At 68.8% G+C, this 24,020-nt stretch carries 29 protein-coding genes; 10 read left to right on the top strand and 19 right to left on the bottom strand.

The genetic code is table 11. From position 1 onward, the window contains the following. Nucleotides 1-29 precede the first annotated feature (29 nt). Nucleotides 30-1,202: a homogentisate 1,2-dioxygenase domain-containing protein gene (locus tag ACH413_RS17030; protein ID WP_360047159.1), complete on the bottom strand. Its 1,173-nt coding sequence runs from the start codon at nt 1,200-1,202 to the stop codon at nt 30-32. 81 nt (nt 1,203-1,283) lie between these two features. Here ACH413_RS17030 and ACH413_RS17025 point away from each other — a divergent pair, with 81 nt between their 5' ends. Genes ACH413_RS17025 through ACH413_RS17010 form a run of 4 tightly spaced genes read left to right on the top strand, consistent with a single transcriptional unit; the run spans nt 1,284 to nt 5,078 of the window. After that, on the top strand, nt 1,284-2,147 hold the full coding sequence (locus tag ACH413_RS17025) for a hypothetical protein (protein ID WP_360047158.1): 864 nt from the start codon (nt 1,284-1,286) through the stop codon (nt 2,145-2,147). After that, nucleotides 2,144-3,307, top strand: coding sequence for a fumarylacetoacetate hydrolase family protein (locus ACH413_RS17020; protein WP_360047157.1), 1,164 nt, complete (start codon nt 2,144-2,146; stop codon nt 3,305-3,307). The genes ACH413_RS17025 and ACH413_RS17020 overlap by 4 nt, the downstream gene beginning before the upstream one ends. Further along, nucleotides 3,307-3,939, top strand: a complete 633-nt coding sequence (locus tag ACH413_RS17015) for a helix-turn-helix domain-containing protein (RefSeq protein WP_360047156.1) — start codon at nt 3,307-3,309, stop codon at nt 3,937-3,939. The genes ACH413_RS17020 and ACH413_RS17015 overlap by 1 nt, the downstream gene beginning before the upstream one ends. Then, nucleotides 3,936-5,078 (top strand): VWA domain-containing protein, encoded by a 1,143-nt coding sequence (locus ACH413_RS17010; RefSeq protein WP_360047155.1) that lies wholly within the window; start codon nt 3,936-3,938, stop codon nt 5,076-5,078. The genes ACH413_RS17015 and ACH413_RS17010 overlap by 4 nt, the downstream gene beginning before the upstream one ends. On the opposite strand, the gene ACH413_RS17005 is transcribed toward ACH413_RS17010, so the two are convergent. Next, the gene (locus tag ACH413_RS17005; protein WP_360047154.1) at nt 5,065-5,538 is read right to left on the bottom strand and encodes a hypothetical protein; all 474 of its coding nucleotides are present in this window, start codon (nt 5,536-5,538) and stop codon (nt 5,065-5,067) included. The two genes, ACH413_RS17010 and ACH413_RS17005, sit on opposite strands and share 14 nt — an antisense overlap. A gap of 8 nt (nt 5,539-5,546) precedes the next feature. Next, nucleotides 5,547-6,011 carry a hypothetical protein gene (locus ACH413_RS17000; RefSeq protein ID WP_360047153.1) on the bottom strand — a complete coding sequence of 155 codons (465 nt, stop codon included), beginning with the start codon at nt 6,009-6,011 and terminating at the stop codon, nt 5,547-5,549. A 78-nt stretch (nt 6,012-6,089) separates the two neighbouring features. Between ACH413_RS17000 and ACH413_RS16995 the strand changes: the two genes are divergently transcribed. From ACH413_RS16995 to ACH413_RS16980, 4 genes are all read left to right on the top strand, one after another. Next, nucleotides 6,090-6,854 (top strand): DUF2470 domain-containing protein, encoded by a 765-nt coding sequence (locus ACH413_RS16995; RefSeq protein ID WP_360047152.1) that lies wholly within the window; start codon nt 6,090-6,092, stop codon nt 6,852-6,854. 73 nt (nt 6,855-6,927) lie between these two features. After that, nucleotides 6,928-7,626 (top strand): CPBP family intramembrane glutamic endopeptidase, encoded by a 699-nt coding sequence (locus tag ACH413_RS16990; RefSeq protein WP_360047198.1) that lies wholly within the window; start codon nt 6,928-6,930, stop codon nt 7,624-7,626. Between the two features lie 147 nt (nt 7,627-7,773). Further along, on the top strand, nt 7,774-8,961 hold the full coding sequence (locus ACH413_RS16985) for an arginine deiminase (protein ID WP_330278274.1): 1,188 nt from the start codon (nt 7,774-7,776) through the stop codon (nt 8,959-8,961). Nucleotides 8,962-9,060: 99 nt separating this feature from the next. Next, nucleotides 9,061-9,621, top strand: coding sequence for a ferritin (locus ACH413_RS16980; protein ID WP_360047151.1), 561 nt, complete (start codon nt 9,061-9,063; stop codon nt 9,619-9,621). Between the two features lie 70 nt (nt 9,622-9,691). Here ACH413_RS16980 and ACH413_RS16975 read toward each other — a convergent pair whose 3' ends face one another. The 9 genes from ACH413_RS16975 to ACH413_RS16935 all read right to left on the bottom strand — a co-directional run bounded on the left by ACH413_RS16975 (nt 9,692) and on the right by ACH413_RS16935 (nt 16,314). Next, the gene (locus tag ACH413_RS16975) at nt 9,692-10,822 is read right to left on the bottom strand and encodes a DUF6596 domain-containing protein (protein WP_360047150.1); all 1,131 of its coding nucleotides are present in this window, start codon (nt 10,820-10,822) and stop codon (nt 9,692-9,694) included. A gap of 3 nt (nt 10,823-10,825) precedes the next feature. Next, the gene (locus ACH413_RS16970; RefSeq protein WP_093594853.1) at nt 10,826-11,233 is read right to left on the bottom strand and encodes a YciI family protein; all 408 of its coding nucleotides are present in this window, start codon (nt 11,231-11,233) and stop codon (nt 10,826-10,828) included. A gap of 103 nt (nt 11,234-11,336) precedes the next feature. Then, the gene (locus tag ACH413_RS16965) at nt 11,337-11,936 is read right to left on the bottom strand and encodes a hypothetical protein (protein WP_360047149.1); all 600 of its coding nucleotides are present in this window, start codon (nt 11,934-11,936) and stop codon (nt 11,337-11,339) included. Between the two features lie 86 nt (nt 11,937-12,022). Further along, the gene (locus tag ACH413_RS16960; protein WP_360047148.1) at nt 12,023-12,613 is read right to left on the bottom strand and encodes a hypothetical protein; all 591 of its coding nucleotides are present in this window, start codon (nt 12,611-12,613) and stop codon (nt 12,023-12,025) included. A gap of 184 nt (nt 12,614-12,797) precedes the next feature. Beyond that, complete coding sequence (locus ACH413_RS16955) at nt 12,798-13,610, bottom strand: hypothetical protein (protein ID WP_360047147.1); 813 nt, start codon at nt 13,608-13,610, stop codon at nt 12,798-12,800. A gap of 3 nt (nt 13,611-13,613) precedes the next feature. Then, complete coding sequence (locus ACH413_RS16950) at nt 13,614-14,138, bottom strand: SigE family RNA polymerase sigma factor (RefSeq protein ID WP_360047197.1); 525 nt, start codon at nt 14,136-14,138, stop codon at nt 13,614-13,616. 88 nt (nt 14,139-14,226) lie between these two features. Next, a complete protein-coding gene (locus ACH413_RS16945; protein ID WP_360047146.1) occupies nt 14,227-14,565 on the bottom strand; it encodes a DUF952 domain-containing protein in 339 nt (112 codons plus the stop codon). Nucleotides 14,566-14,610: 45 nt separating this feature from the next. Continuing rightward, a complete protein-coding gene (locus ACH413_RS16940) occupies nt 14,611-15,546 on the bottom strand; it encodes a DUF5926 family protein (RefSeq protein WP_360047145.1) in 936 nt (311 codons plus the stop codon). Nucleotides 15,547-15,573: 27 nt separating this feature from the next. Next, on the bottom strand, nt 15,574-16,314 hold the full coding sequence (locus ACH413_RS16935) for a glycerophosphodiester phosphodiesterase family protein (RefSeq protein WP_360047144.1): 741 nt from the start codon (nt 16,312-16,314) through the stop codon (nt 15,574-15,576). Nucleotides 16,315-16,404: 90 nt separating this feature from the next. Here ACH413_RS16935 and ACH413_RS16930 point away from each other — a divergent pair, with 90 nt between their 5' ends. Both ACH413_RS16930 and ACH413_RS16925 read left to right on the top strand, forming a co-directional pair. Then, entirely contained in the window at nt 16,405-17,589 is a 1,185-nt protein-coding gene (locus ACH413_RS16930) for a cytochrome P450 (protein WP_360047143.1), read from the top strand. Nucleotides 17,590-17,606: 17 nt separating this feature from the next. Next, entirely contained in the window at nt 17,607-18,131 is a 525-nt protein-coding gene (locus tag ACH413_RS16925; RefSeq protein ID WP_360047142.1) for a hypothetical protein, read from the top strand. On the opposite strand, the gene ACH413_RS16920 is transcribed toward ACH413_RS16925, so the two are convergent. The 7 genes from ACH413_RS16920 to ACH413_RS16890 all read right to left on the bottom strand — a co-directional run bounded on the left by ACH413_RS16920 (nt 18,132) and on the right by ACH413_RS16890 (nt 23,976). Then, the gene (locus ACH413_RS16920; protein WP_360047141.1) at nt 18,132-19,139 is read right to left on the bottom strand and encodes a glycerophosphodiester phosphodiesterase; all 1,008 of its coding nucleotides are present in this window, start codon (nt 19,137-19,139) and stop codon (nt 18,132-18,134) included. A gap of 67 nt (nt 19,140-19,206) precedes the next feature. Then, entirely contained in the window at nt 19,207-20,115 is a 909-nt protein-coding gene (locus ACH413_RS16915) for a DUF4328 domain-containing protein (protein WP_360047140.1), read from the bottom strand. A gap of 2 nt (nt 20,116-20,117) precedes the next feature. Then, entirely contained in the window at nt 20,118-20,456 is a 339-nt protein-coding gene (locus ACH413_RS16910; RefSeq protein WP_360047139.1) for a rhodanese-like domain-containing protein, read from the bottom strand. A 59-nt stretch (nt 20,457-20,515) separates the two neighbouring features. Further along, nucleotides 20,516-21,409, bottom strand: coding sequence for a hypothetical protein (locus ACH413_RS16905; protein WP_360047138.1), 894 nt, complete (start codon nt 21,407-21,409; stop codon nt 20,516-20,518). Then, on the bottom strand, nt 21,406-21,900 hold the full coding sequence (locus ACH413_RS16900; RefSeq protein WP_360047137.1) for a SigE family RNA polymerase sigma factor: 495 nt from the start codon (nt 21,898-21,900) through the stop codon (nt 21,406-21,408). The genes ACH413_RS16905 and ACH413_RS16900 overlap by 4 nt, the downstream gene beginning before the upstream one ends. Before the next feature lie 118 nt (nt 21,901-22,018). Further along, complete coding sequence (locus ACH413_RS16895; RefSeq protein ID WP_360047136.1) at nt 22,019-23,629, bottom strand: cation acetate symporter; 1,611 nt, start codon at nt 23,627-23,629, stop codon at nt 22,019-22,021. Then, nucleotides 23,626-23,976, bottom strand: a complete 351-nt coding sequence (locus ACH413_RS16890) for a DUF485 domain-containing protein (protein ID WP_330271711.1) — start codon at nt 23,974-23,976, stop codon at nt 23,626-23,628. The genes ACH413_RS16895 and ACH413_RS16890 overlap by 4 nt, the downstream gene beginning before the upstream one ends. Between the last annotated feature and the right edge of the window lie 44 nt (nt 23,977-24,020).

The following is a 24,020-nucleotide window of genomic DNA, read 5'->3' as shown; positions in this document are numbered from 1 at the left end:
CCAAAGTAGCGAGGACCCCCGACAGAAAATCAGGCCGGACCGCGACGGGCCCAAGTCCAGGCGTAGGCCGGGTCCTCACAGGCCTCCGCGGCCTCGCCCATCTCCAGCGGACGGAACGTGTCCACCATGACCGCGGTCTCGTCGAAGTAGTCCAGCCCCAGCGAGGCCTCGACGGCGCCGGGCTGCGGGCCGTGCGTGCAGCCGGACGGGTGCAGCGACATCGAACCGATGCCGATGCCAGAGCCCTTGCGCGCCTCGTAGTTGCCGCCGACGTAGAACATCAGCTCGTCCGAGTCGACGTTCGCGTGGTTGTACGGCACCGGCACGGCCAGCGGGTGGTAGTCGACCTTGCGCGGGCAGAACGAGCACACGACGAAGTTCGGGCCCTCGAACGTCTGGTGCACGGGCGGCGGCTGGTGCACGCGACCGGTGATCGGCTCGAAGTCGCGGATGTTGAACGCCCACGGGTACAGGTGGCCGTCCCAGCCGACGACGTCGAACGGGTGGTTCACGTAGGTGAACTTCGTGAGTCCCGCACGGTGCCGCACGAGCACGTCGACATCGGTGCCCTCGACGAGCAACGGCTCGGAGGGCCCGCGGATGTCCCGCTCGCAGTACGGCGAGTGCTCCAGGAACTGGCCGGCCTTCGACAGGTACCGCTTGGGCGGCCCGATGTGCCCGGTCGCCTCCAGCACCAGCAACGACATCGGCGCCGACGGCACCACCCGGTAGGTGCACGAGGTCGGGATCACGACGTAGTCGCCGTCGCCGACCTCGAGCGCTCCGTAGATCGTCTCGATGACACCCGAACCGCCCTGCACGTACAGCAGCTCGTCACCGAAAGCGTTGCGGTACAACGGAGAAGGCGCGGAGGCGACGACGAAACCAATGGTCACGTCCGGGTTCGAGAACAGCTTCCGGCGACCGGTGACGGCGTCCACGTCATCAGAAGCCCAGGTCAGGTCCGTGGTCTTGAAGTGGCGCGGCTTCAGCGGCAGGTTCGGCGCCGCACCCCCGCGCTCGTCCTTCACCGTCTCCGCGTTGACGATCGCCGTGGGCAGGTACCGGTGGTAGAGCAGCGCCGAGTCGGCCGAGAAACCCTCGACGCCCATGAGCTCTTCCGCGTAGAGCCCACCGTCCGGTTTGCGGAACTGGGTGTGGCGCTTTCGGGGGATCTCTCCCACCTGGCGGTAGTAGGCCATGAGTGCTCTCCGGGTCCTTCCAAGGCGTTCGACTATCGGACATCTTTGTTCAGTTGGCGGTACACGGCTAGCGTGTCAGCCGTGTCAAGCGCTGTCGAACTCCGTGCGCCCGGTCCGCGCGGTACTCCGCCCCTGCTCGCGAGGCTTGTGGACGATGCCGCGCTGTTCCCTCCGGGGAACGCGTCGATGCCCGACGCGGTGCGCGGTCACCTCGACGGACGCGTCGGCGAGTGGGCTGGCGTCATGGGCCTCTTCCTCTGTCCTGCCTCCCGTCTCGCCGAGCTGATCACCGAACTGATCAAGGTCAAGCCGGCCAAACCGATCGCCCTGAGTCTCGTGATCGACACCGGCCTCGGCGGCGTGCCGAAGGCCGTCTCGATCGTCGAGAGCCGAAGCGAGCTCCTGGCACTGCGCATGGTCGAGATGCCCGCACCGTCCGATGTGGACGAGGTGTGGCTCGAGCGCGTGTCCGAGTTCGTGCCCGAGGACGTCATCCGCGTCGTCGAACCCCGCCGCGGCGGTGCCGAGTGGCTCGACGGCGTCCGCCGGGTCATCGAGCACGGCAGCTGGCCCAAGCTGCGTTGCGGCGGTCTCTCCCAGGAGAACTTCCCCAGCGTCGAAGAGGTCGGCGACTTCCTGTCCGTCGTCAGCGGCGGTGGCGTCGCGTTCAAGGCGACGGCGGGCCTGCACAAGGCCGTCCGCTACACCGACGAGCAGGGCTTCACCCACCACGGCTTCCTGAACCTCCTCGTGGCCACCGCGCGCTCGCTGAGCGGCCGCGACGTCCGCGAGGCACTGGCGAGCACCGACGCCGAGGCGCTCACCGCCGAGGCCAAGGCGCTCAGCGACCAGGCGGCGCACGCCGTGCGCGGTGTGTTCGCGAGCTACGGCTCGTGCTCGCTGGCCGAACCCGTCGCCGACCTTGAGGGGCTTGGACTTCTGTGAGCTGGATCAGCGACCCGAACTTCTCCGAGGACCAGCCGTTCGGACCGCAGACCCTGCCCTACGGGGTCGTCGACGGGGGCGTGGCCGTCCGCGTCGGCGACCGGGCGTTGCTCCTGGGGAGCCTCGCGCTGGGCAAGTGCAGCGAGTACGTCCAGGGCGACTCGCTGGACCCGCTGCTGCAGGCCGGCAGGCCGGTCTGGAGCGTGCTGCGCGCCAAGCTGCGGGAGATCGTCACGGCCGGTTCCGCCCCCAAGGGCGCGGAACTCGTCGGGATCGAGACCGCGAAGCTGCCGTTCACCGTCGGCGACTACGTGGACTTCTACTCGAGCAGGCACCACGCCGAGAACGTCGGGAAGATGTTCCGCCCCGACGGTGACGCGCTCACGCCGAACTGGACGCACCTCCCGATCGGCTACCACGGCCGCGCGGGCACGGTGTACGTCTCCGGCACGGAGATCGTCCGCCCGAACGGCCAGAAGCGCGGCAGCGAGGGCCCGAAGTTCGGCCCGTCCGAGCGCCTCGACATCGAGGCGGAGGTCGGGTTCGTCTGCGGTGGCCCGAAGGCGGCCAACGTGAGCACCAGCAGGGCCGCCGAGCACGTCTTCGGCGTCACGCTGGTCAACGACTGGTCGGCGCGCGACATCCAGGCCTGGGAGTACCAGCCGCTCGGCCCGTTCCTGGCCAAGTCGTTCGCGACGTCGATCGGCGCGTGGATCACGCCGCTGGAGGCCTTCTCAGTTGCACGCGTGCCGACGCCGCCGCTGCCGAACAAGCTGCACGACTACCTGACGTGCGACCAGCCGTGGGGCCTGGACATCACCATCACGGTGGAGCTGAACGACACCATCGTCGCGCGGCCTCCGTTCCGGGAGATGTCGTGGTCATTTGTGCAACAGCTGGCGCACATGACGGTGAACGGGGCTACGGTGCGCCCAGGTGATCTGTTCGCCTCGGGCACGGTCTCCGGACCGGAGAAGGACGAGCGCGGCTCGTTCCTCGAACTGAGCTGGGGCGGCAAGGAACCGTTCAAGCTCGACGACGGCTCCACGAGGTCCTTCCTGGAGGACGGCGACACGGTCAAGCTGACCGCCACCGCTCCCGGTGAGGGCGGCTCCGTGGTCGGTCTCGCCGAGGTGGTGGGAACAGTTCGGAGTGCGTGATGGTCGGAGCGACGAAGGAGAGCTCGCTGACCCTGGAAAGGGGTCTGGCGCTGCTCCAGGCGGTCGCTGAGGCGGAGTCCGAGGCACCGTCGATCTCGGAGCTCGCCACGGCCATCGGCGCGTCCAGGGCCGCGGTGTACCGGCTTCTCGTGCCACTGCAGGCGCGCGGTCTCGTGCGCCGGGAGGGCTCGAAGGTCCGCCTCGGCCTCGGCGTGCTGCGCCTCGCCTCCAACGTCCTCCCCCAGCTGCGCATGGCGGCCAACCCGGCGCTGCGCGAGCTCGCCGAGAAGGTCGGCGCCACCGCGCACCTCACCGTCGCGGACGGCACCGAGGCCCAGGCCGTCGCTGTCGTCGAACCGTCGTGGACCGCTTTCCACGTGGCGTACCGGGTGGGTTCCCGCCACCCGGTGCACCGCGGGGCGGCCGGCCGGGCGATCTCCACGCCCGGCGAGATCTGGGTCGTCTCCGCGGGTGAGCTGCAGCCGAACGCTTTCGGCGTCGCTGCCCCTGTGCGCGGAGTGCCCGGCCTCAGGGCGTCCGTTGGCGTGGTGGCACTGGAAAAGCTCGACGCGGACGTGGTCGGTCCTCACGTCGTGCGGGCGGCCGAAGAAGTGGCGGCAGCGCTCAAATGACCGAAGAGCGGCTACGGCGCTGGCGGTTGCTCCTGGGCCCCAGCGCGGAGGACGTGTCCGAGCTGGGCGAGGACGACCAACGGCGTGATGGCGCGCTCACGGGTCTTTACGGCGGTGGCGGCGACAGGGGCGCGGGCCTCGGGGCCAGCTCCCCGCAGCTGCACCGCTGGCTCGGCGACGTCCGCAAGTACTTCCCCACCTCCGTCGTGCAGGTGATGCAACGGGACGCGGTCGAGAAGCTGGGTCTCAAGCAGTTGCTGCTCGAACCTGAGCTGCTCCAGTCGGTCGAGCCGGACGTGAACCTCGTCAGCACCCTGCTGCAACTCTCCCGGGCCATCCCCGCCCGCACCCGCGACACAGCGAAAGCCGTGGTGCGCAAGGTGGTCGAGGACATCGAGAAGCGCCTGCAGGACCGGCTGATCGAGGCTGTCCGAGGCGCCGTCGACCGGTCGCGGCGCACCAGAAGGCCGCAGCTGCAGGACGTCGACTGGGCGACGACGATCAAGGCGAACCTCAAGAACTACCAGCCGCAGCACAAGACCGTGATCGTCGAGGACCTGATCGGTCACCGCCGACGCAGCCGGACCGCGGCGATGCGGGACGTGATCCTGCTCGTCGACCAGTCCGGTTCGATGGCGGAGTCCCTGGTGCACGCGGCGGTTCTGGGCTCGGCGCTCGCGAGCATCCGGTCGATCTCGACGAAGCTCGTCGCCTTCGACACCGAGGTCGCCGACCTGACCGACCAGCTCAGCGACCCGGTCGACCTGTTGTTCAGCGCCCAGCTCGGCGGCGGCACGGACATCAACCGCGCGGTCGCCTACGCGCAGACCCAGGTCCGCAGGCCCACCGACACGGTGCTCGTGATCATCAGCGACCTCTACGAGGGCGGGTCGGAGACCGAGCTGCAGCGCCGGGTCCGCGAACTGGTCGCGAGCGGCGTCACGGTCGTGAACCTGCTGGCGCTCAGCGACTCCGGCACCCCCGCCTACGACCACGAACTGGCCGCGAAGCTGCACGCTCTCGGCGCGCCGGCGTTCGCCTGCACGCCGGACAAGTTCCCCGAACTGCTGGCGGCCGCGCTGCGCAAGGACGACCTCACCCAGTGGGCCGAGGGCGAAGACATCGCTACCGGTCGATGACCCGGCCACGGGTGAGGAACGCGAGGCCACGCGTCATCACGACGACACGTCCTCGTTCGTCCGGGCCGGCGATCCACACCCGGCCGGTGTGCCGCACCAGCACTCGCGCCCGTTCGGGAAGCTCCGGCAGCCGCAGGTTCTTCTCCGAGTCGTCGACCCGCAGGTAGGCGGACCGGCCGATGCGCCGTCCGGCCACGAAGTTCACCGACACCGGGCGCCACGGGAACTTCTCGATCAGGGCGATCGTGCCGCGGCGCGTGAGGAAGTGGCGCAGGCCCGGCGCGGCCAGTTCGAGCACCACCGGCACGGACAGCACGGTGAGCCAGATCCAGCCGATCACGAGCACGACGCCGAGCACCGCGAGCGCGAAGAAGATGTGACCGATCGCGCGCCGGTCTGCCCGCGCGAGGCAGGTGTCACTCCACGCCGTGGTCACGTGCACGTCCATTGACATAGCCATCTAGATGATCATCGAAACACGCGGGCGGTGATGAGCTGTGGAACTCCCCTGAACGTCACAACGGTGTTCCCCGCGGCGTCCGGCGGAACGAACCACACGCGGCGATGCCGGGCGATCCGTCCACGCAGCAACGGACCCACTCTCAGAGTCAGCAACAGCGGTGGTGACCCCAGCACCACCAACCGGCCGCCCTCCCACCGGGCCTGCGCGAAGATCCACGGCTCCCCTTCCGGCAAACGCACCGGACGTCGTCGCGTGACCGTCCAGAGAACGGCCGCGGCGAAGAACAACAACACCAGCGCCACCGGTGAGGACCAGGACCACACGAGCACCAGCACGAACTGGAGCGCGAAGGCCGCACCGGCAACCACAGTCCACATCAGTGCACGGCGGCTCGCCCGGTCGACACAGTGCCGGGTCCACCGATCGTCGAGCGCCGTCACCTCGGTGGACGGCTTGTTGGGCACGACCACCCGTCCACCGTACAGGTGACGCTTCCCATGACGCGCCAAGCTAAGTTAGGCTTGCCTAACCTTCGAGGAGGTGCAGCGGTGACCGACACCCAGACCAAGCGCCCGCCGGCGCCGCACGCCGCAGAGCGCGCCCGCACGATCGCGGCCCGGCACGGTTCTGCCGCACTGCTTCCTCAGTCCGGTTCCCGCACGAGCCCGTTGTTCCACCACGTGCACCCGTGCGGCACCACGATCCTGCTGCTGCCCGACGAACACCCGCTGGTCGGGCAGTTGTGGCAGACCCCGCGGGCCGAGGTGACGGCGATGCTCGAGATCGCCGACCAGGCGCCGGTGCCGTTGCGCGAACCCGTCCGCGGCCTGCTGTGGCTCACCGGCTGGGTCGCGGCGCTCGAGGACAAGGAGGCGCGTGACGAGATCCTCGCGGTCGCCGACGTGCGTCCGGACCACCGGCTGCTCGACGCGGGCCACGGCGCCTCGGTGCTGCGGCTCACACCCGCGTCGATGGTGATCGCGGACGCCGAGGGCACGTCGTCGATCAGGCCGGAGCAGTTCGCGAGCGCGGCACCGGACCCGTTCTGCGGCAACGAGGACCACTGGCTGCGGCACCTGGAGGCCGCGCACAGCGACGTCGTCGACCAGCTCTCCCGCCACCTGCCGGAGGAGCTGCGGACCGGTCACGTCCGGCCGCTCGGGCTCGACCGGTTCGGGCTGCGGCTGCGGATCGAGGCGGAGTGCGACGACCACGACGTGCGGATCGCGTTCTCCAAGCCCGTCAGCACTCCGCAGGAACTCGCCGCGGAACTGCGGCGGTTGATGGGCTGCCCGTTCCTGTCCCAGAGGTAGCGTCTGGCTGGTGACCTTGATTCCCGCCGAAGAGAAGCGCGGTTACCAGCTCGAACTGCTGATCGTCTTCAGCATGACGCTCGGGCTGTCCGGGCTGCGCAGCCTCGTGCGGCTGATCGACAGCCTGCTGCAGCCGACGCCGCTCAACCAGCAGTCCGTCGCGATCAACGTCCCGCAGGCGCGCGCCGACCTGCTGGACCTCGTGGCGCAGCTGCTCGGCGTGCTGCAACTCGCCGCGTGGGGCGGCATCGGGCTGTACCTGTTGTGGCGCACCGGAATCAAGCTGCGCGTCATCGGCCTCGACGGCACCCGCAAGCTCGCGGACTCGCTGGGTGCGCTGGGACTGGCCGCGATCATCGGCATCCCCGGTCTGGGGCTCTACTTCGCCGCCTGGGCGCTCGGGCTCAACCTCGCCGTCCAGCCGTCCACTTTGGACAACCAGTGGTGGATGAGCGCGGCGCTGATCCTCGCCGCCGCCGGCAACGCGTGGGCGGAGGAGGTGCTCGTCGTCGGGTACCTGATCACGCGGCTCGAGCAGCTCGGCTGGCGGCAGTACACGGCGTTGTTCGCGGCGGCCGTGCTGCGCGGTTCGTACCACCTCTACCAGGGCTTCGGCGGGTTCGTCGGCAACGTGGTCATGGGCCTGGTGTTCGGCTTCTACTGGCAGCGCACGAAGCGGTTGTGGCCGTTGGTCATCGCCCACACCATCCTCGACGTGGTCGCGTTCATCGGCTACACAATGTTGCGCGGCAAAGTGAGCTGGTTGCCGTAACGATTCCACGGTAGATTCCATAATTTACCGCCATTCGTTGCGATTTTCGGCTCGCGGACGGCGATTTGTGCTGTTCAGGGTTACGCTCGTCGGGTGACTGCGCACACGATCGCTGAGACCGAAGCACTTCCGGACGCCGCGCCCCGCGTGGACAGCGAGGTCGGCCCATTGCGCACGGTGCTGCTGCACCGGCCGGGCAACGAGCTCAAGAGGCTCACCCCGCGCAACAACGACCAGCTGCTGTTCGACGGCGTGCCGTGGGTCGGCAGGGCCCAGGAGGAGCACGACGCGTTCGCCGCGACGCTGACCTCGAAGGGCGTCGAGGTCCTGCTGCTGGCCGACGTGCTGGTGCAGGCCCTGGAGGACAACCGCGCGCGCATCGCGGGCATCCACAGCGCCGTCAACGAGCGCCGCCTCGGCATCGACCTGGCCGACGCGCTGCGCAGCCACCTCACCTCGCTCGACGCACCGCAGCTCGCGCAGGTGCTGATGACCGGCATGACGTTCGAGGAGATGCCGGCCGCCGAGGGCGCGTCGCTGGTGCGCAAGATGCACCTGCCGATCGACTTCGCCGTCGACCCGCTGCCGAACCTGCTCTTCACCCGCGACTCGTCGGTCTGGGTCGGCGACCGCGTGGCCATCACGTCGCTCGCGCTGCCCGCCCGCGACCGCGAGACGACGCTGACGGACCTGATCTACGCCTACCACCCGCGGTTCCGCCGCACGGGCCGCGCGTACGGCGCGCACTCGGCGCCGTTGGAAGGTGGCGACGTGCTGCTGCTCGCGCCGGGCGTGATCGCCATCGGCGTCGGCGAGCGCACCACCCCGGCGGGCGCGGAGTCGTTCGCCCGCTCCGCCCTCGCGGACGGCCTGGCGCACACGGTGCTGGCGGTGCCGATCGAGCAGGAACGCGCCACCATGCACCTCGACACCGTCTGCACGATGGTCGACCGCGACGCCGTGGTGATGTACCCGGCGATCCGCCACACGCTGACCGCGTACCCGTTGCGCGCCGACGGCAACGGTGGCGTGCGGGTGGACGGCCCCGTGCCGTTCCTGGAGGCGGCGGCCGAGGCGATGGGCATCGAACGGCTGCGGGTGATCGACACGGGCCTCGACATCGTCACCGCCGAGCGTGAGCAGTGGGACGACGGCAACAACACGCTCGCCGTGGCGCCTGGTCTCGTCGTGGCGTACGAGCGCAACGTCGAGACGAACGAGCGGCTCGAAGAAGCGGGCGTCGAGGTGCTGCGGATCGCCGGCTCGGAACTGGGCTCCGGCCGCGGCGGACCCCGCTGCATGTCGTGCCCGATCGACCGCGCGCCATTGGTGTGATCGTTAGGAACGCCTAACCTTTGTTTGGATCACCTTTCCAAACAAAGGTTAGCTTTTCCTGGAATGCGAAGATCTTTGTTCTCGGCTAACGTACTCCGCATGGCCTCGAACGTGAAGAAGATCCTGTCCAAGAAGTCGAAGTTCCACGAGCTGCTGCAGGCTCAGGTCGGCAACGAGTTCTCCGCTTCGCAGCAGTACATCGCACTCGCCGTCTGGTTCGACAACGAGGACCTCCCCCGCCTCGCGTCGCACTTCTACAGCCAGGCCCTCGAAGAGCGCAACCACGCGATGATGATCGTGCAGTTCCTGATGGACAACGACATCGCCATCACCATTCCCGGCGTCGAGGCGCCGTTCAACGAGTTCAAGTCGCCGCGCGACCTCGTCGACCTGGCCCTGCGCCAGGAGCAGCAGGTCACCGACCAGATCGTGGGCCTCGCCAAGGCCGCCCGCGAGGAGGGCGACTACATCGGCGAGCAGTTCATGCAGTGGTTCCTGAAGGAGCAGGTCGAGGAGGTCTCCTCGATGAAGACGCTGCTCACGATCATGGACCGCGCGGACGGCAACATGTTCTACGTCGAGACTTTCCTGACCCGCGAGAGCGTGGGCGACGAGGGTGCCGACTCCGGCGCCCCGACCGCCGCGGGCGGCAAGCTCTGAGTTTTTCTTCGCACGCTTTGAGTGCCTGATCACAAAGGACCGCCTCACCTAATCGGGTGAGGCGGTCCTTTCAGTTGTTGAGGCGAGCGGCCTGACGGGTGAGGTATTCCCGCTCGGCCAGGTTCGACGCTTTCTCCGCCGCCGCGACGTAGAGTTTCGCGGCCGTTCGCCGGTCACCGTCGCGCTCGTGGAGGTATGCCGCCACGGCCGAGTAGCGGGGCAGTGAATCGTCCAGTTCCGCCAACGCTTTCAGCCCGGCACGCGGTCCGTCCGCCTCCCCCACGGCCACCGCGCGGTTGAGCCGGACGACAGGACTGTCGGTCAGCGCGAGCAGTTCGTCGTACCACTCCACGATCTGCACCCAGTCGGTCTCGTCGGCCACCGGCGCGTCCGCGTGCAGTGCCGCGATGGCCGCCTGCGCCTGGAACTCGCCCAACCGGTCCTGCGCGAGCGCCGCCTGCAGGATCTCGACGCCCTCGGCGATCAGCGTCGTGTCCCACCTGCCGCGGTCCTGCTCGGCGAGCGGCACCAGACGGCCGTCGCTGGTCCGGGACGCGCGGCGGGCGTGGTGCAGGAGCATGAGCGCGAGCAGCCCCGCGACCTCGGGGTGGTCGATCACGGCGGCGAGCTGCCGGGTGAGCCGGATGGCCTCTGCGGCCAGGTCGACGTCGCCGGAGTAGCCCTCGTTGAAGACCAGGTAGAGCACGCGCAGCACCGTGGCGACGTCGCCGCGCTGGTCGAACCGCACGTCGCCGACCGTCTTCTTGGCCCGGCTGATGCGCTGGGCCATCGTGGCCTCCGGCACCAGGTAGGCCTGGGCGATCTGCCGGGTGGTCAGTCCGCCGACGGCCCTGAGCGTGAGCGCGACGGCGGACGACGGCGTGAGCGATGGGTGCGCGCACAGGAAGTAGAGCTGCAACGTGTCGTCGGTGTCCGACGCCGGGCCCTGCTCCGGTTCGGCATCGATCGCGTCCTCACGCCTGCGCCGCGCCGTCGCCGCTCTCGTGGCGTCGAGGAACTTGCGCCAGGCCGCCGTGACGAGCCAGCCCTTCGGATCCCGCGGCGGATCCTCCGGCCACACGCGGACCGCCTCGACCAGCGCGTCCTGCACGGCGTCCTCGGCCGCCGCGAAGTCCGCTCCGCGGCGGACGAGGATGCCGAGCACCGCCGGCAGGAGGCTCCTGAGCAGTGCCTCGTCCACTCGTCACTCCGTGATCGTCGGCGCGTGGCCGTAGAACGGACGGATCTCCAGCCACTCGTGGATCGGCTTGCCGTCCTTGCCCGGCGCCGCCGACAGCTCGGCCGCGAGTTCGAGCGCGCGTTCGTAGCTGTCGGTGTCGATGATCATCCAGCCGGCGATGAGGTCCTTCGTCTCCGCGAACGGCCCGTCGGTGACCGGCGGCCTGCCCTCGCCGTCGTACCGGACCCAGGTGCCCTCCTGCGCGAGCGCCCGCTCGTCGACGAACTCACCGGTGGTCCTGAGCCGGTCCGCGAAGTCGTTCATGTACTTCACGTGCGCGGTGATCTCGTCCTGCGTCCACTGGTCCATCGGTACGTCGTTCACCGCCGCAGGCGCGCCGCGGTAGTGCTTGAGCAGCAGGTACTTCGCCATCTCCGGTGTCTCCCTCGGTGCTTTGCGACCCATCATGGTCACTTCCACCGCGGGGACGGAGCCGAAACGCGGATCTCGACATCACCGCCGAAGATCTTTTCGGCTAGTTGTGGCAGTCCTGCTCGTTGAGCGCGAGGTACGCCGCCCAGAGAGTCTTCTTCTCCTTGTCCACCCCGAAGACGAACCTGGCCGCCGGGTTGTCGTCGGCGTCAGCGACCCAGGTGTAGTTCGGGCCTGTCGGCCTGATGTTGGTGTACTCGGCTTTCAGCTTCTCCTCGGTCGCCCCGATGCCGACGCCGTCCGACGTCATCTCCGGGCTGAAAGTGATGGAGGCGACGCCGAGCTTCTTGGACACCCAGGTGCGCTGCTTGGTGCCGGTGATCTCGTGCAGCGTGCAGGAGTCGGCAGGCTGGCCGCCTTCGAGAGCGGGGCCGATCAGCTTGGCGTCGAGCGCCTGTTGCCGCGTCATGCCGAGCTTCAGGTCGCCGTAGCCGAACGAGCCGATCACCGGCTTGGCCGGTGGAGGCGGCGGGTTGGTCACCGTCTGCGTCACGACGGTGGTGACCACCGCGGGCGGCGGCGTCGCGCTGGACGGCGCGGAACTGGACGTGGCGGTGGTGTCCGGCGCGGGCGTCGGCGTGGACGTGCACGCGGAAAGACCGAGAGCGGCGGCGATTGCGACGAGAATGATCGAGCGCTTCATTTCTATTCCCCCCAGGAAATTTTTTGGCGTTCAGGTACCGCGCCCGCCCCACCCCCAGCGGGGCGGGCACGGTGGCTTCTGGAGAATCAGAGATGGGCCATCGCGCAGTCGTTGCCGAGCGCGTACATCTGGACGAGCGTGACCTTGTCGCTGTCGGCGAAGTGGTCGGACTGGGAGCTTCCGATGAAGGCGTAGGAGGCGCTGTCGTCGATTGGCGCCGACCATCCCGCGCGCCATTCGGACGCGCCCTGATAGGCGTTCTTGACCTCGGCGAAGGTCGAGCCCACGCCGATTCCCCTGGAAGTCTTCGCGTCCGCGGGCAGCGTGATCCGGACGACGCCGTACTTCTTGGAGATCGCGACCTTGCCGTCGCTCACGCAGACACCGTCACCGGGGATGTTCCAGGACAGCTGCGTCGGGCCGACCGCGTTCAGCTCCTCGAGCGTCATGCCCAGCTTGACGGTGCCATAGCCCAGCCGGTTGTCCACCTTCACCACGGCCTGCGGCGGGTTGGTCACCGTCGCGGTCACGACCTCCGTCACGACCGCGGGCGACGTGACGGAGGTCGATTCGGTGGCGGGCGCGGAATTCTGCTTCGGCGCCGGAGTGGATGTGCACGCGGCAATTCCGGAAACGGCCACCGCGACGACGAGCGCAAGCTTGACAGAGCTGTTCATTTCTATTTCCCCCATTGATGACGAACCCCCATGCCCTTTCGGACACCCAGTAAGACGCCACCCGAGAAGCTAGGTTGCACAGTTCTGAGTCACGAAGAGATCACAGCGAATTCGTCCGCAAACGGGTACACCGAAGCCCCGCCGCACCCCCAATGAGCGGCGGGACCTCAGCAAGATCGAATTGTCAGACGGCCGTGCAGTCGTTCGCATTCAGCCGCATGAACACGGTGGTCACCGTGCTTCCGTCACTCTCGAAGATGTACGACCACGCCGGTGTCGCGTTCATTGACACCACCACGTTGGAACCGCTTTGCGTGGCATTCGCATAGGCGGTCTTGACGTCGGCGACCTTCGAACCGACGCCGACGTTCTTGGGCGTCTTGGCGAAGCTCGCCAGCGTGATCCGCACGATTCCCCGCGCCGGCGAGACGATCACGGCGTTGCTGTCCGGCACCGACTTCGTCGCGTACGCCTTGCACCTGTTCTCGGAATCGGCCGGGGTGCTCGGTTCGACCAGAGAGCCGGTCGCGAGCGCGTCGCCCTCGGACATCCCCAGCGCGAGCGATCCGTACCGGCCGGGCTGTGCCTCCGGCGTGGCCGGCGGTGGAAGAGGAGGATCCGACTTCTGGTCGCTCCTGGTCCCGGTGCCGGGGGTGTCGGGATTGCCGCCGTTGGAGTTCGGCGGCGGGTTCGTCGTCACGATCACCGTCGAGGTGAACGTGCTGACCGACGTCGGAGGCGTGGTCGTCGAGCTGGTCGGGGTGGCCGTGGTCAGGTACGCGCTGACCGTGTCGTCCGACCTGCCCTTGCCCAGCTGGGCCAGCCCTGCCCCGGCACCGACCAGGACCGCCACGGCGAACGCGCCGGTGATGGCGGCACGGCGGCGGCGAAGGCGGGCGGCACCGCGCACCACGGTCTCGGCGGCGACGGGTGGGGAGTGCACGTCGAGCCGATCATCGCTGAAGAGCTTGCGCAGCTGATCATCCAGGTCGTCCACCGGTCACTCCTTCCCCAAGCGTGTTCGCAGGCTCGCCATGGCCTTGCTGCTCTGACTCTTCACCGTGCCGCACGAGATTCCGAGCGCGCTCGCGATCTCGGCCTCGGAGAGGTTCTCGTAGTAGCGCAGCACGACCACCGCGCGCTGTCGTGGCGGCAGGTCGCGCAGCGCCTGCCAGAGCGGTTCGTTCTCGAGCCTGCTCAGCTCGGGAGCCACGGCTCCGCTGTCGGGGAAGTCCGCCACGAGGCTCTCCCGGCGACGTCTGCGCCAGATGCTGATGTGCGTGTTCGCCATCGCCCTGCGAACGTACGCGAGCGGGTCGTCACCCTTGCGCTGCACGGCGGCCCAGCGCGAGCCGACCTTCTCCAGCACGGCCTGCACCAGGTCGGCCGAGTCGTGCGGATTTCCCGTCAACGCGTGCCCGTAGCGCAGGAGTCCGGGCATGGACATGCGCACGAACTCAGCGAAGTCCCCCACGGCTTCCGCTCTTTCTCCGCCGCGCTCGGCGGCTGTCCCCAGCTGCAGCACCGCCGTCACGGCACACCCCCTCCCCCAAAGCAGCACACTGGCTTCGAGGGATCCACGCCTGGGCGAGTCGAACGGTTGCCAAACTAAATCACAAAACGGCAACGGCTTCCGGCAGAACGAACGAACCGTCTCGCTCACTGGGGAACTCGTGCACCTCGGCCACCGCGGCGACCGGGATCGGCCCGTAGACGTGCGGGAACCACAGCGGCGAGTCCGCCACCGCCTCCCACCGGACGGGCATGCCCAGCAGCTTCGGGTCGACGACGAGCAGCAGCAGGCCGCTCTGCCCGTGGAAGAACTTTCCGGCCGTCACGTGCACGACGCCCCGGTCGGAGCAGTGCACGAACTCCTCACCCTCGGCGGGCGGGATCGACCCGGCCGACTGGGCAGCAGCCCAGCCGGCCGTCGTGATGATGTGCAGCAGCACTTATCCACAGCTCCCTGTGCACAACCATGTGGACAACCCGGTAGACTACCGCAGGGTGATCTGGCGGCCACGCAGGCCGTCACGGGCGCGGCGCTCGGCGTCGCTCAGCGGCTCGTCGATGGCCAGCGCCTCCAGCAAACGCTTGCCCAGCGCCTCGGCCGACTCGGCCCACTCGCGGGCGTGCATCTCGCGGTCGAGGTCCCAGACCGGCACGAGCAGGCCGTGCGCGCGGAACGAACCGGCGTAGCGCGAGCCCTCGCCGAGGTCGAGCTCACCGCGGGCGGCCAGGCGGGCCATCGCGGGCAGCAACTTCTCCTCGGGCTCCGGGCGGACCCAGCGCAGGTGCGCCTTGTCGCCCGCGTCGACCCAGTAAGCGGCCTTCACGCCGGGGGCGTCGAGGCGCTCGGTCGGCAGGATCGCCGCGTTCGCCCGCTCCAGGGACAGCGCGACGTCGCCCGTCGGCTCGGTGCCCTCGGGCATCCACCACACGAAGTCGGTGTGCAGCACCGGCGTGATGTCGGCGTCCGCGTCGAGCAGGTCCTGCAGACGGCCGGGGTCGTCCCCGTTGTCCGGGCCGACGACCGGCAGGACGTCACCGGTCTTCGCCTGCTGCGCCCACTGCAGCGCCCGCGCCAGGTCGCGGCTGATGTCGCCGGAGCGCGTCTGCACCTGCAGGCCCACGAACGGCACGTCGTCGCCGCGGATCAGGCCGGCGGCGGCCATCGGCAGCACGGTCGCGAGGGTGACCTCGCGGCCGTCCTTGGTCGGCAGCTTCACGATCGCCGACGGCACGAACTCGCGCAGCGCGATCAGCTCGCACTCGGCGGCGAGACCCTCGAACGGACGGGACACGATGACGTCCGTCGCTCCGCCGGGCGCGCCGTGGCAGGCCTTGTAGCGCTTGCCGGACCCGCACGGGCAGGGCTGCTTCGGGTTGATCCCGTCCTTCGGTGCGTCCTTGACCGCGGTCCGCTTGGCCACCTTGGCCCTCCTCGTGCTCAGGCTTGTCTAGGTCGCCAAATTAGCCGTCAGCAGGCGGCGGGTGTTCGCCGGGGCATTGGTCGCGAGGTAGCGGACCCCCAGGTCACGGCACAGCGCGACGTCCTCGGCGTTGTCCACCGTCCACACGTAGGTCTCGTGACCGGCGCGCCTCGCCCGATCAACGTATTCGGGGTCGTTGCGCAGCAGGTGCAGACCGGGCCCGGTGTAGTCGGCGAACGACGGCAGCGAGCCGCCGCGGTACCGGCCGAGGCGGTCGAGCAGCAGCACCGTGCGGATGTCCGGCGCGTGCTCGCGGAACGCCTTCACCGCGGTCGGCGAGAACGACATCATGACGATCTGGGCGCCGAGCCCGTGCTTCTTCAACGCCTCGGCGAGCTTGCGCTCGACCTCGTTGCGGTACCGGACCGGGTGCTTGGTCTCGACGAAGAGCTGCACGTTCTTGCCCTTGACCAGCTCCAGCAGGTCGTCCAGCACCAGCAGCCCGGCAGGCTGGCGGTGGGGGTGCCAGCTGCCGTAGTCGAACTTCCGCAGCTCTTCGAGCGAGAGCGCGCTGACCGTGCCACGGCCGTTCGACGTGCGGGTGAGCGTGCGGTCGTGCACGCACACGATCTCGCCGTCCTTCGACAGGCGGATGTCGCACTCGAGGCCGTCCGCGCCCTCTTTGAGCGCGAGCTCGTAGGCGCCGATGGTGTGCTCGGGACGGTCGGTGGACGCGCCACGGTGCGCGACGATCGCTGGCTGCTGCACAAGACCAGACGATAGTTCCTGCGCAACAATTTGAGTCATCAATCAAATGGGCGTGGACGAAACGCCGATCGCGACTTACCGTCCCGCCTTGTGACGTTCGACCAGCGTGATCCCGCGTTCATCGCCGACCCGTACCCGGCGTTCGCCGCCCTGCGTGAGGCCGGTGAGGTGCATCACCACGAGCAGATGGACGTCGCTGTCGCGGTGTCGCACGCGGCCTGCTCGGCGGTGCTGCGGCATCGCTCGTTCGGGCGAATCTGGTCGGACGTCAAGCCGGTCGAGCAGTTCATGTCCTTCAACCTCCTGCACCGCAACTCGCTGCTGGAGAACGAGCCGCCCACGCACACCCGCCTGCGCCGGCTGGTCGCCGCCGCGTTCGGCCGCGGTCACGTCGAGCGGCTGCGCCCGTGGGTCGCCGACCTGTCCGACCGGCTCGTCGACGAGCTGGCCGCCAAGATCAAGGACCAGGGCCAGGCCGACCTGCTCGCCCACGTCGCGGCGCCCCTGCCGGTCGAGGTGATCGCGGAGCTGCTCGGCGTCCCGCAGCAGGACCGCTACCTGCTCCAGCCGTGGTCGAACGCCATCGTGAAGATGTACGAGTACGGCCTGCCCGCCGACCAGCAGGCCGCGGCCGAACGCGCCGCCACCGAGTTCGTCGCCTACCTGCGCGAACTGGTCGCGTTGCGCCGCAAGAACCCCGGCGCCGACCTCGTCTCCGACCTGGTCGCCGTCACCGACACCGACGGCGCCAGACTCACCGAGGACGAACTCGTCGCCACCGCCGTGCTCCTGCTGATGGCGGGCCACGAGGCCACGGTCAACGTCATCGGCAACGGCGTCTACGCGCTGATGCAGCACCGCTCGCAGTGGGAGCGACTCAGCCCCGAACTGATGCCCACGGCCGTGGAGGAGCTCATCCGCTACGACTCGCCGTTGCAGCTCTTCGAACGCACGGCCACCGAACGCGTCGAGATCGCCGGCCACGTCATCGAGCCCGGCGAGAAGATCGCCGCACTGCTCGGCGCGGCCGCCCGCGACCCGCTGGTCTTCGAGAACCCGGACGTCCTCGACATCGGCCGCGAGAAGAACCAGCACCTCGGGTTCGGCATGGGCATCCACTACTGCCTGGGCGCGCCGCTGGCCCGCATCGAGGTGGAGGCGGCGCTGTCCTCGTTGCACCGCAAGCTTCCCGGCGCGGTGCTGGCCGAGGAACCCAACCGCCGCGCGGAGTTCGTGATCCGCGGCCTGCACTCGCTTCCGCTGGGCGCTGGGTGAGCGGCGAAGAGGAACTGATGCGCCGTGCCTATGCGGCACAGGCGATCCTCACCGGATCGCCGCTGGGCGAGGAATCGCTGGCGGCGGACCGGGCGTTGCAGGAGCTGACCCGCGACCGCGACTGGGAGGTGAGCCAGGCGCGGTTGCTCGCGTGGCAGCAGTGGGAGAAGAACGGACCCGGCCAGCCGAAGGTCTGGTTGGGACGGTGGCAGCGCTGGATGGCCTGGGACATGGCGCGGTCGGAGTTCTTCCGGATCGCCGACGACGCCGCGAGGAAGCGCTACCACGACAACTACCTGAAGACGCACGGCAAGGACTTCGAGGAGCTGGTCCTCGCGGCGACGGAGAAGTCCGACCGGTTGAAGGCGGACCGGACCGAGGAGATCTCCGCGGCAGAGCAGGAGATCAACGCGATCGTCGTGGCACTGCACCACGAACTGCGTTGGGCCCCAGAACGAATCGTCCGGCGGATGGGACTGACCTCGACCCAGGTCAGGACCCTGCTGGGCCTGCCCCAGCTCCCGCGCAGGCCCCACGGCTGACTAGCGGCGGTACTTGCGCGGCAACGGGAAACCCCGTTCCTGCATGACCTTCCGCAGCCGGTCCGGGTAGTCGGTGATGATGCCGTCCACGCCGTCGTCGATCAGCTTGTGCATGGTGGCCGGGTCGTTGGTCGTCCACGGGATCACCTTGAGCCCCTGCCGATGCGCGTCCTGCACGAGCGCCTTCGTGGTGAACGGCACGTAGTCCGGGTCGCCGACCTTGCCGCCCTGCGGGTTGCCGTGCACCGGCGAGAGCGCCGCCGCGCCGAAGCTCTTCGCCATCTTCGCGACGCTGCCATCGAAGTCGGCGAGTTCGAGACCACCCGTCCACGGCGAACCCGGCCGCAGCATCTCCGGCTGGGTCAGCGCCACCAGCGGGATGCGCGGCTCGACCTCGCGCAACCGCATCAGCGTGCCCCAGTCGAAGGACTGGACGGTCACGTTCGCCAGGAAGCCCGAGCGGCGGATCTCCCGGACGGCGCGCTGCACGAACTGCTCACGTGGCGCGGTCTCGTGCGGTGCGGCGGCCTCGACCTTGGTCTCGATGTTGAAGCGGATGCCCCACGCGCGGTGCTTGCGGGCGAGGTCGAACAACTCGTCCAGGGTGGGCATGCGGGCGCCCGGCGAGAGTTCCTGGTCCGGGTACTGCGACCACCTCGTGCTGCCGCAGTCCAGCGTCCGCACCTGCGCGAACGTCAGGTCCTTCACGTACTTGCCGGCGTAGGGGAACTCGGGATCGCCGGGGAACGCGGGCTTCGTGTCCAGGCACTTCGCCGGGTTCGTCCTGCGGTCGTGGGTGATGACCTCACGACCATCCCTGGTGATCTGGAGGTCGAGCTCCAGGGTCGTCACGCCGAGTTCGAGTGCCTTGCCGAACGCCTTGAGCGTGCTCTCCACGGTCAGGCCGATGCCGCCGCGGTGTGCCTGGAGGTCGAAGTCCCGGTGGTGCGCCTGGGCGACGCCAGGGGTGGCCATTGCGATCACCAGAGCCCCGATGAGTGTCCTCATTCATCCAACCTGGCACGGCCGGAAGAACGTCGGCAGGTCCAGCAGGGCGAACGTCGGTTGAACAGCGTCAGCGGGGCGAGCCGGACGCGCGCACCGACCGCAGCGGCGGTTCGGGGGCGTCCTTGACCTCGACGACCCGCATCAGCCGGACGGACGCGGCGTCCACCGGCAGCAGCAGCGTGGTGATCCGGCGGACGACCAGCGCTGTCGTCACCGCGACCCCGACCAGCACGAGGTCCTGGAACACGTGCAGCAGCACGCCGTTCGCCAGCGCCTGCGTGCTGTCCGCGAGGTTCAGCCACAACAGGTTGATCCAGAACATCAACCCGGCCGCGACCCAGAAACCCCACCACCAGAGCAGGAGCTTCGACGGCCGGGGACGTTCGCCGACGGGGCGGCGCGCCACCGCGTGTTCCAGCTCGGCCAGCACCGAACCCGGCACGACCAGGTTGACGAAGGGCGCGAGCAGGAGCAGGAGTGCGTTCACACCAGACCGGGACGGCCCGTAGCTCACGAGGTCCGCGGCCACGTTCCGCGCGCGCCGGATCCACACCAGCACCAGCACGAGTGACAGCGCCCAGCCGACGAACATGACCGTCCACGAGGACACGACCATGGCGTCCGACGTGAGCACCACGTTCGCGTCCAGAGCGCCGAACCGGCTCATCACGAGCAGCACGTAACGCCAGATCTCGGACCCCGCCGCCCACAGGGCGACGAAGGCGACGACCCAGAGCGAGTTCTGCGCGGTCTTGCCGAGCCGGCGGACGTTGTCGACCGAGTCGGCCTGCTCGACCGTGCTGGCCACGGCCGTCGGCCAGCGCCACGCGAGCAGGGGGAAACCCCAGCGCGGCGGGACCGGGTAGTTCGGCGGACCACCGTAGGACAGCCGCTGCGACCGGTTCTGCGGTTGCGGATAGGCACCGGGTGGCGGAGTCGCCACCCAGTCCACGCGCATCGGCTGCAGCGGCTGCACGATCAGATGACCTCGGGCGCCATGCCGTCGGTGCCGCCCTCGAGCGGGCGACCGGCGGCCTCCCAGTGCTGCATGCCGCCCTCGACGTTCACGGCCTCCCAGCCGTTCTCGTTGAGGTACTGGGTCACGCGGGCCGAACGGCCACCGGCGCGGCACACGACGTAGAGCTGCACGTCGTTCGGCACCTCTTCGAGACGGGCACCGATCTCGCTCATCGGGACGTGCAGCGCGCCGGGCGCGTGGCCGGCGTCCCACTCGTCCTGCTCGCGCACGTCCAGCAGTACGGCGCCCTCGGGCAGCTGTGCCGGGACCTCGGCGATCTCCACGCTTGGAACAGTCACGCCGTAGATGTTCCCATGCCGGAGGTTGCACGGACGTGAACCTCCGGCACGGGACACCCTCAGACCACCTCCGCGATGGCGGGCCCGAGCCTCGAGAACTGTTCCTCGGACAACGGCAGCGTGGCGCGCCCGGCCCCGAAACGTTCCCAGGAACCTGGCTGCTTCGGGTCAGGACGCACGTCCGGGCTGCCGAAGTTGCGCAGTTCGAGCTGAATCAACGTGTTGTCCTTGTGGTACACCCTCAACACCTGCACCAGCGTCTGGAACGGCTCGTACGGCCGCACGCCGTGCAACTGCACGACCGAGCCGTCGACGACGAGCCGCCGAGCGGGCTGGCAGTCACCGGTCTCCCACAGCGCGTCGTTCGCGTTCTCCAGCGGGCTACCGGTGAACCTGGCGAGGGTGATCCTCATGCTGCCGGTGCCTCGGGAGTCGGACACGTCGGCCTCGTAGCTGGTTTGTGCCGGGTTGGACGTAGCGGCGCCGATGGTGACCTCCGGCACCGCCTTCCTCGCCTGGGCCAGCCACGCGGCAACGGTCTCGGGGTCGAACTGCCGTGCGCCGAGGTTCACCGACCGCAGTTCCCGCGGCGCCTTCACGTCGCAAAGAGGGATGTCGACCACAGGACGGCCCGCGGGTGGGGGCGCGCTCGATGCGGGCGACCAAGTCCGGTGCGGAATCTGCGGCGGGGTGTCGACCCTGGGCCAGCCCAGCGCGTGCTCCACCGTGGCGGGACCGTAGTCCGGCTGGTCCGCCGGCGAGGGCGGTGCGGCCTGGTTCAGCGTGGCGGCCCCGATGCCGATGCCGGCGACCACCGCGACCACTCCGAGCATCGCTCCGGCGCGCTGGGCGAACACCCGGCGCCGGCCGCGCTTCATGACCTGGTCCAGCGTTGTCGTGGGAGGCGGCGCGGAGACGTCGAGAGCTCCGCGCAGCTCGTCTTCGATGTTCATCGACCACACTCCGAGTTGACCGGTTCGCCGTACGCCTCGCGGAGCGTCGCCAAACCCCTGGCTGTCTGACTTTTGACGTTGCCCACCGAACAGCCGAGCTCGGCGGCCGTCTGCTCGATGGACAGGTCGTGCACGAAACGCAGCACGAGCGCGGCCCGCTGTTTCGGCGCCACCTGTTGCAGCGCCGCGTTCAGCCGGGCGTCCGGATCGGTGAAACCGCCGCCGACGCCGTGTTCCGGCAGGTCGGCGACGGGACGTTCGCGGTCGCGGCCACGACGTCTGCTGTCGAGGAACACGCGCGTCACGATGGTGCGGACATAGCCCTCCGCCGTTTCACGCTTGATGCTCGGCCACTTCGCGTACGCCTTCACGAAGGCGTTCTGCGCGATCTCCTCCGCCTCCGACCAGTCACCGCACAACGCGTACGCCGTGCGCCGGGCCCAGTCGAATCTGCTCGTGAAGAACTGCGAGAACTCCTCGTCTCGTCGCACTCCGGTCCCCCAAGTTCTGCCGCGTTCGCATCCAATACGCGGTCAGCCGATCCAGGGTTGCACGCACGAAAAACGGGCCGCCCCCGTGAAGGACGGCCCGTTTCCCGGTGGTGCGTGCTTAGTGCGCGATGGCCTTCTCGGCGCCCGCACCGGTGAGGGAGCGGACCTCCATCTCGGCCTGCTTGACCGAGTCGGCCTTCTCCTTGGACAGGATCGTGCCGATGTAGCCGAGCAGGAACGCGACGGGGATCGAGACGATGCCGGGGTTCGAGAGCGGGAACAGGTGGAAGTCGGCGTTCTTGAACATCGAGGTCGGCGTGCCGGAGACGGCGGGCGACAGGATGATCAAGGTGATCGTCACGATCAGACCGCCGTAGATGCTCCACAGCGCGCCCGAGGTGTTGAACCTCTTCCAGAACAGCGAGTAGAGGATCGTCGGCAGGTTCGCCGAGGCGGCGACCGCGAAGGCCAGCGCCACGAGGAACGCGATGTTCTGGCCGTTGGCGACGATGCCGCCACCGATGGACACGAGACCGATGACGATCGCGGTGATGCGGGCGACCTTCACCTCGTCGGTCTTGTCCTCGGCGTCACCGTTGCCGTTGTCCTTGCCCTTCTTGATGATGTTGGCGTAGATGTCGTGAGCGAACGACGCCGACGCCGTGATCGTCAAGCCCGCCACGACCGCGAGGATCGTCGCGAAGGCGACGGCCGCGATCAGGCCGAGCAGGATCGGGCCACCCAGTTCCAGCGCGAGCAGCGGGGCGGCCGAGTTGGCCTTGCCGGGAGCCGCGTTGATCTTGTCCGGGCCGACGAGCGCACCGGCGCCGTAGCCCAGGACCAGGGTGAACAGGTAGAAGATGCCGATCAGCCAGATGGCCCACACGACCGAGCGACGTGCTTCCTTCGCCGTGGGCACGGTGTAGAAGCGCATCAGGATGTGCGGCAGACCCGCGGTGCCGAGCACCAGGGCCAGTGCCAGTGAGAGGAAGTCCAGCTGGCTCGTGCCGGTCTTGCCGTACTGCAGACCGGGGCCGAGCAGCTTCTCGCCCGCCTTGGGCGCGGCGTCGACCGCGGCACCGAGCAGCGAGGACAGGTTGAAGCCGTACTTGCCGAGCACCCAGAGGGTCATGACGCCGGCACCGACGATCAGCAGGACCGCCTTGATGATCTGCACCCAGGTGGTGCCCTTCATGCCGCCGATGAGGACGTAGGCGATCATGAGGGCGCCGACCACGGCGATGACGATCGCCTGGCCACCCGTGCCCGTGATGCCGAGCAGCAGGGCGACGAGACCACCGGCACCGGCCATCTGGGCCAGCAGGTAGAAGAACGAGACGGCCATGGTCGACGTGGCGGCCGCGGCGCGGACCGGACGCTGGCGCATCCGGAAGCTCAGCACGTCGCCCATCGTGTACTTGCCGGTGTTGCGCAGCAGTTCGGCGACCAGCAGCAGCGCGACGAGCCACGCCACCAGGAAGCCGATCGAGTACAGGAAGCCGTCGTAGCCGTTGAGCGCGATGGCACCCGCGATGCCGAGGAACGACGCGGCCGACAGGTAGTCACCCGCGATCGCGATGCCGTTCTGCGGACCCGTGAACGCGCGACCGGCGGCCAGGTAGTCGGCGGCGGTCTTGTTGTTCCGGCTCGCCCGGATGACCACGAACAGCGTGATCAGGACGAAGACGCCGAAGATGCTGATGTTGAGGATCGGGCTGGACTCGTTCACTTGCCGTCTCCCTCGATCTCGTTGCGGAGCTTCTCCGCCAGCGGGTCGAGGTTCTTGTTCGCGTGCCGCACGTACAGCGTCGTGATGACGAACGTCGACACGAACTGCAGCAGACCGAAGATGAGCCCGACGTTGATGTTGCCGAACACCTTGGTGGACATGAAGTCGTGCGCGTAGTCCGCGAGCAGCACGTACAGCAGGTACCACGCCAGGAACAGGCCGGAGACGGGGAATACGAACTTGCGCAGCCGATGCTTCAGCTCGGCGAAGTCATCGCTCGCTTGGACGTCGACCCACTTTTGCGCTTCTGGGGACGACTCAGACGGGGTGTGTTCAACGCTGCTCACAGTCCCCTCCTCGCGGTACTCGTCGTAGGTGTCAGCAACGTGAC

Origin of the sequence: Lentzea sp. NPDC020367 (assembly GCF_044387305.1) — a bacterium.
In the GTDB taxonomy this organism is placed as follows: Bacteria; Actinomycetota; Actinomycetes; order Mycobacteriales; family Pseudonocardiaceae; genus Lentzea.
The sequence above is the reverse complement of the archived record's forward strand: the minus strand, read 5'-3'. Positions and strand labels throughout refer to the sequence as shown.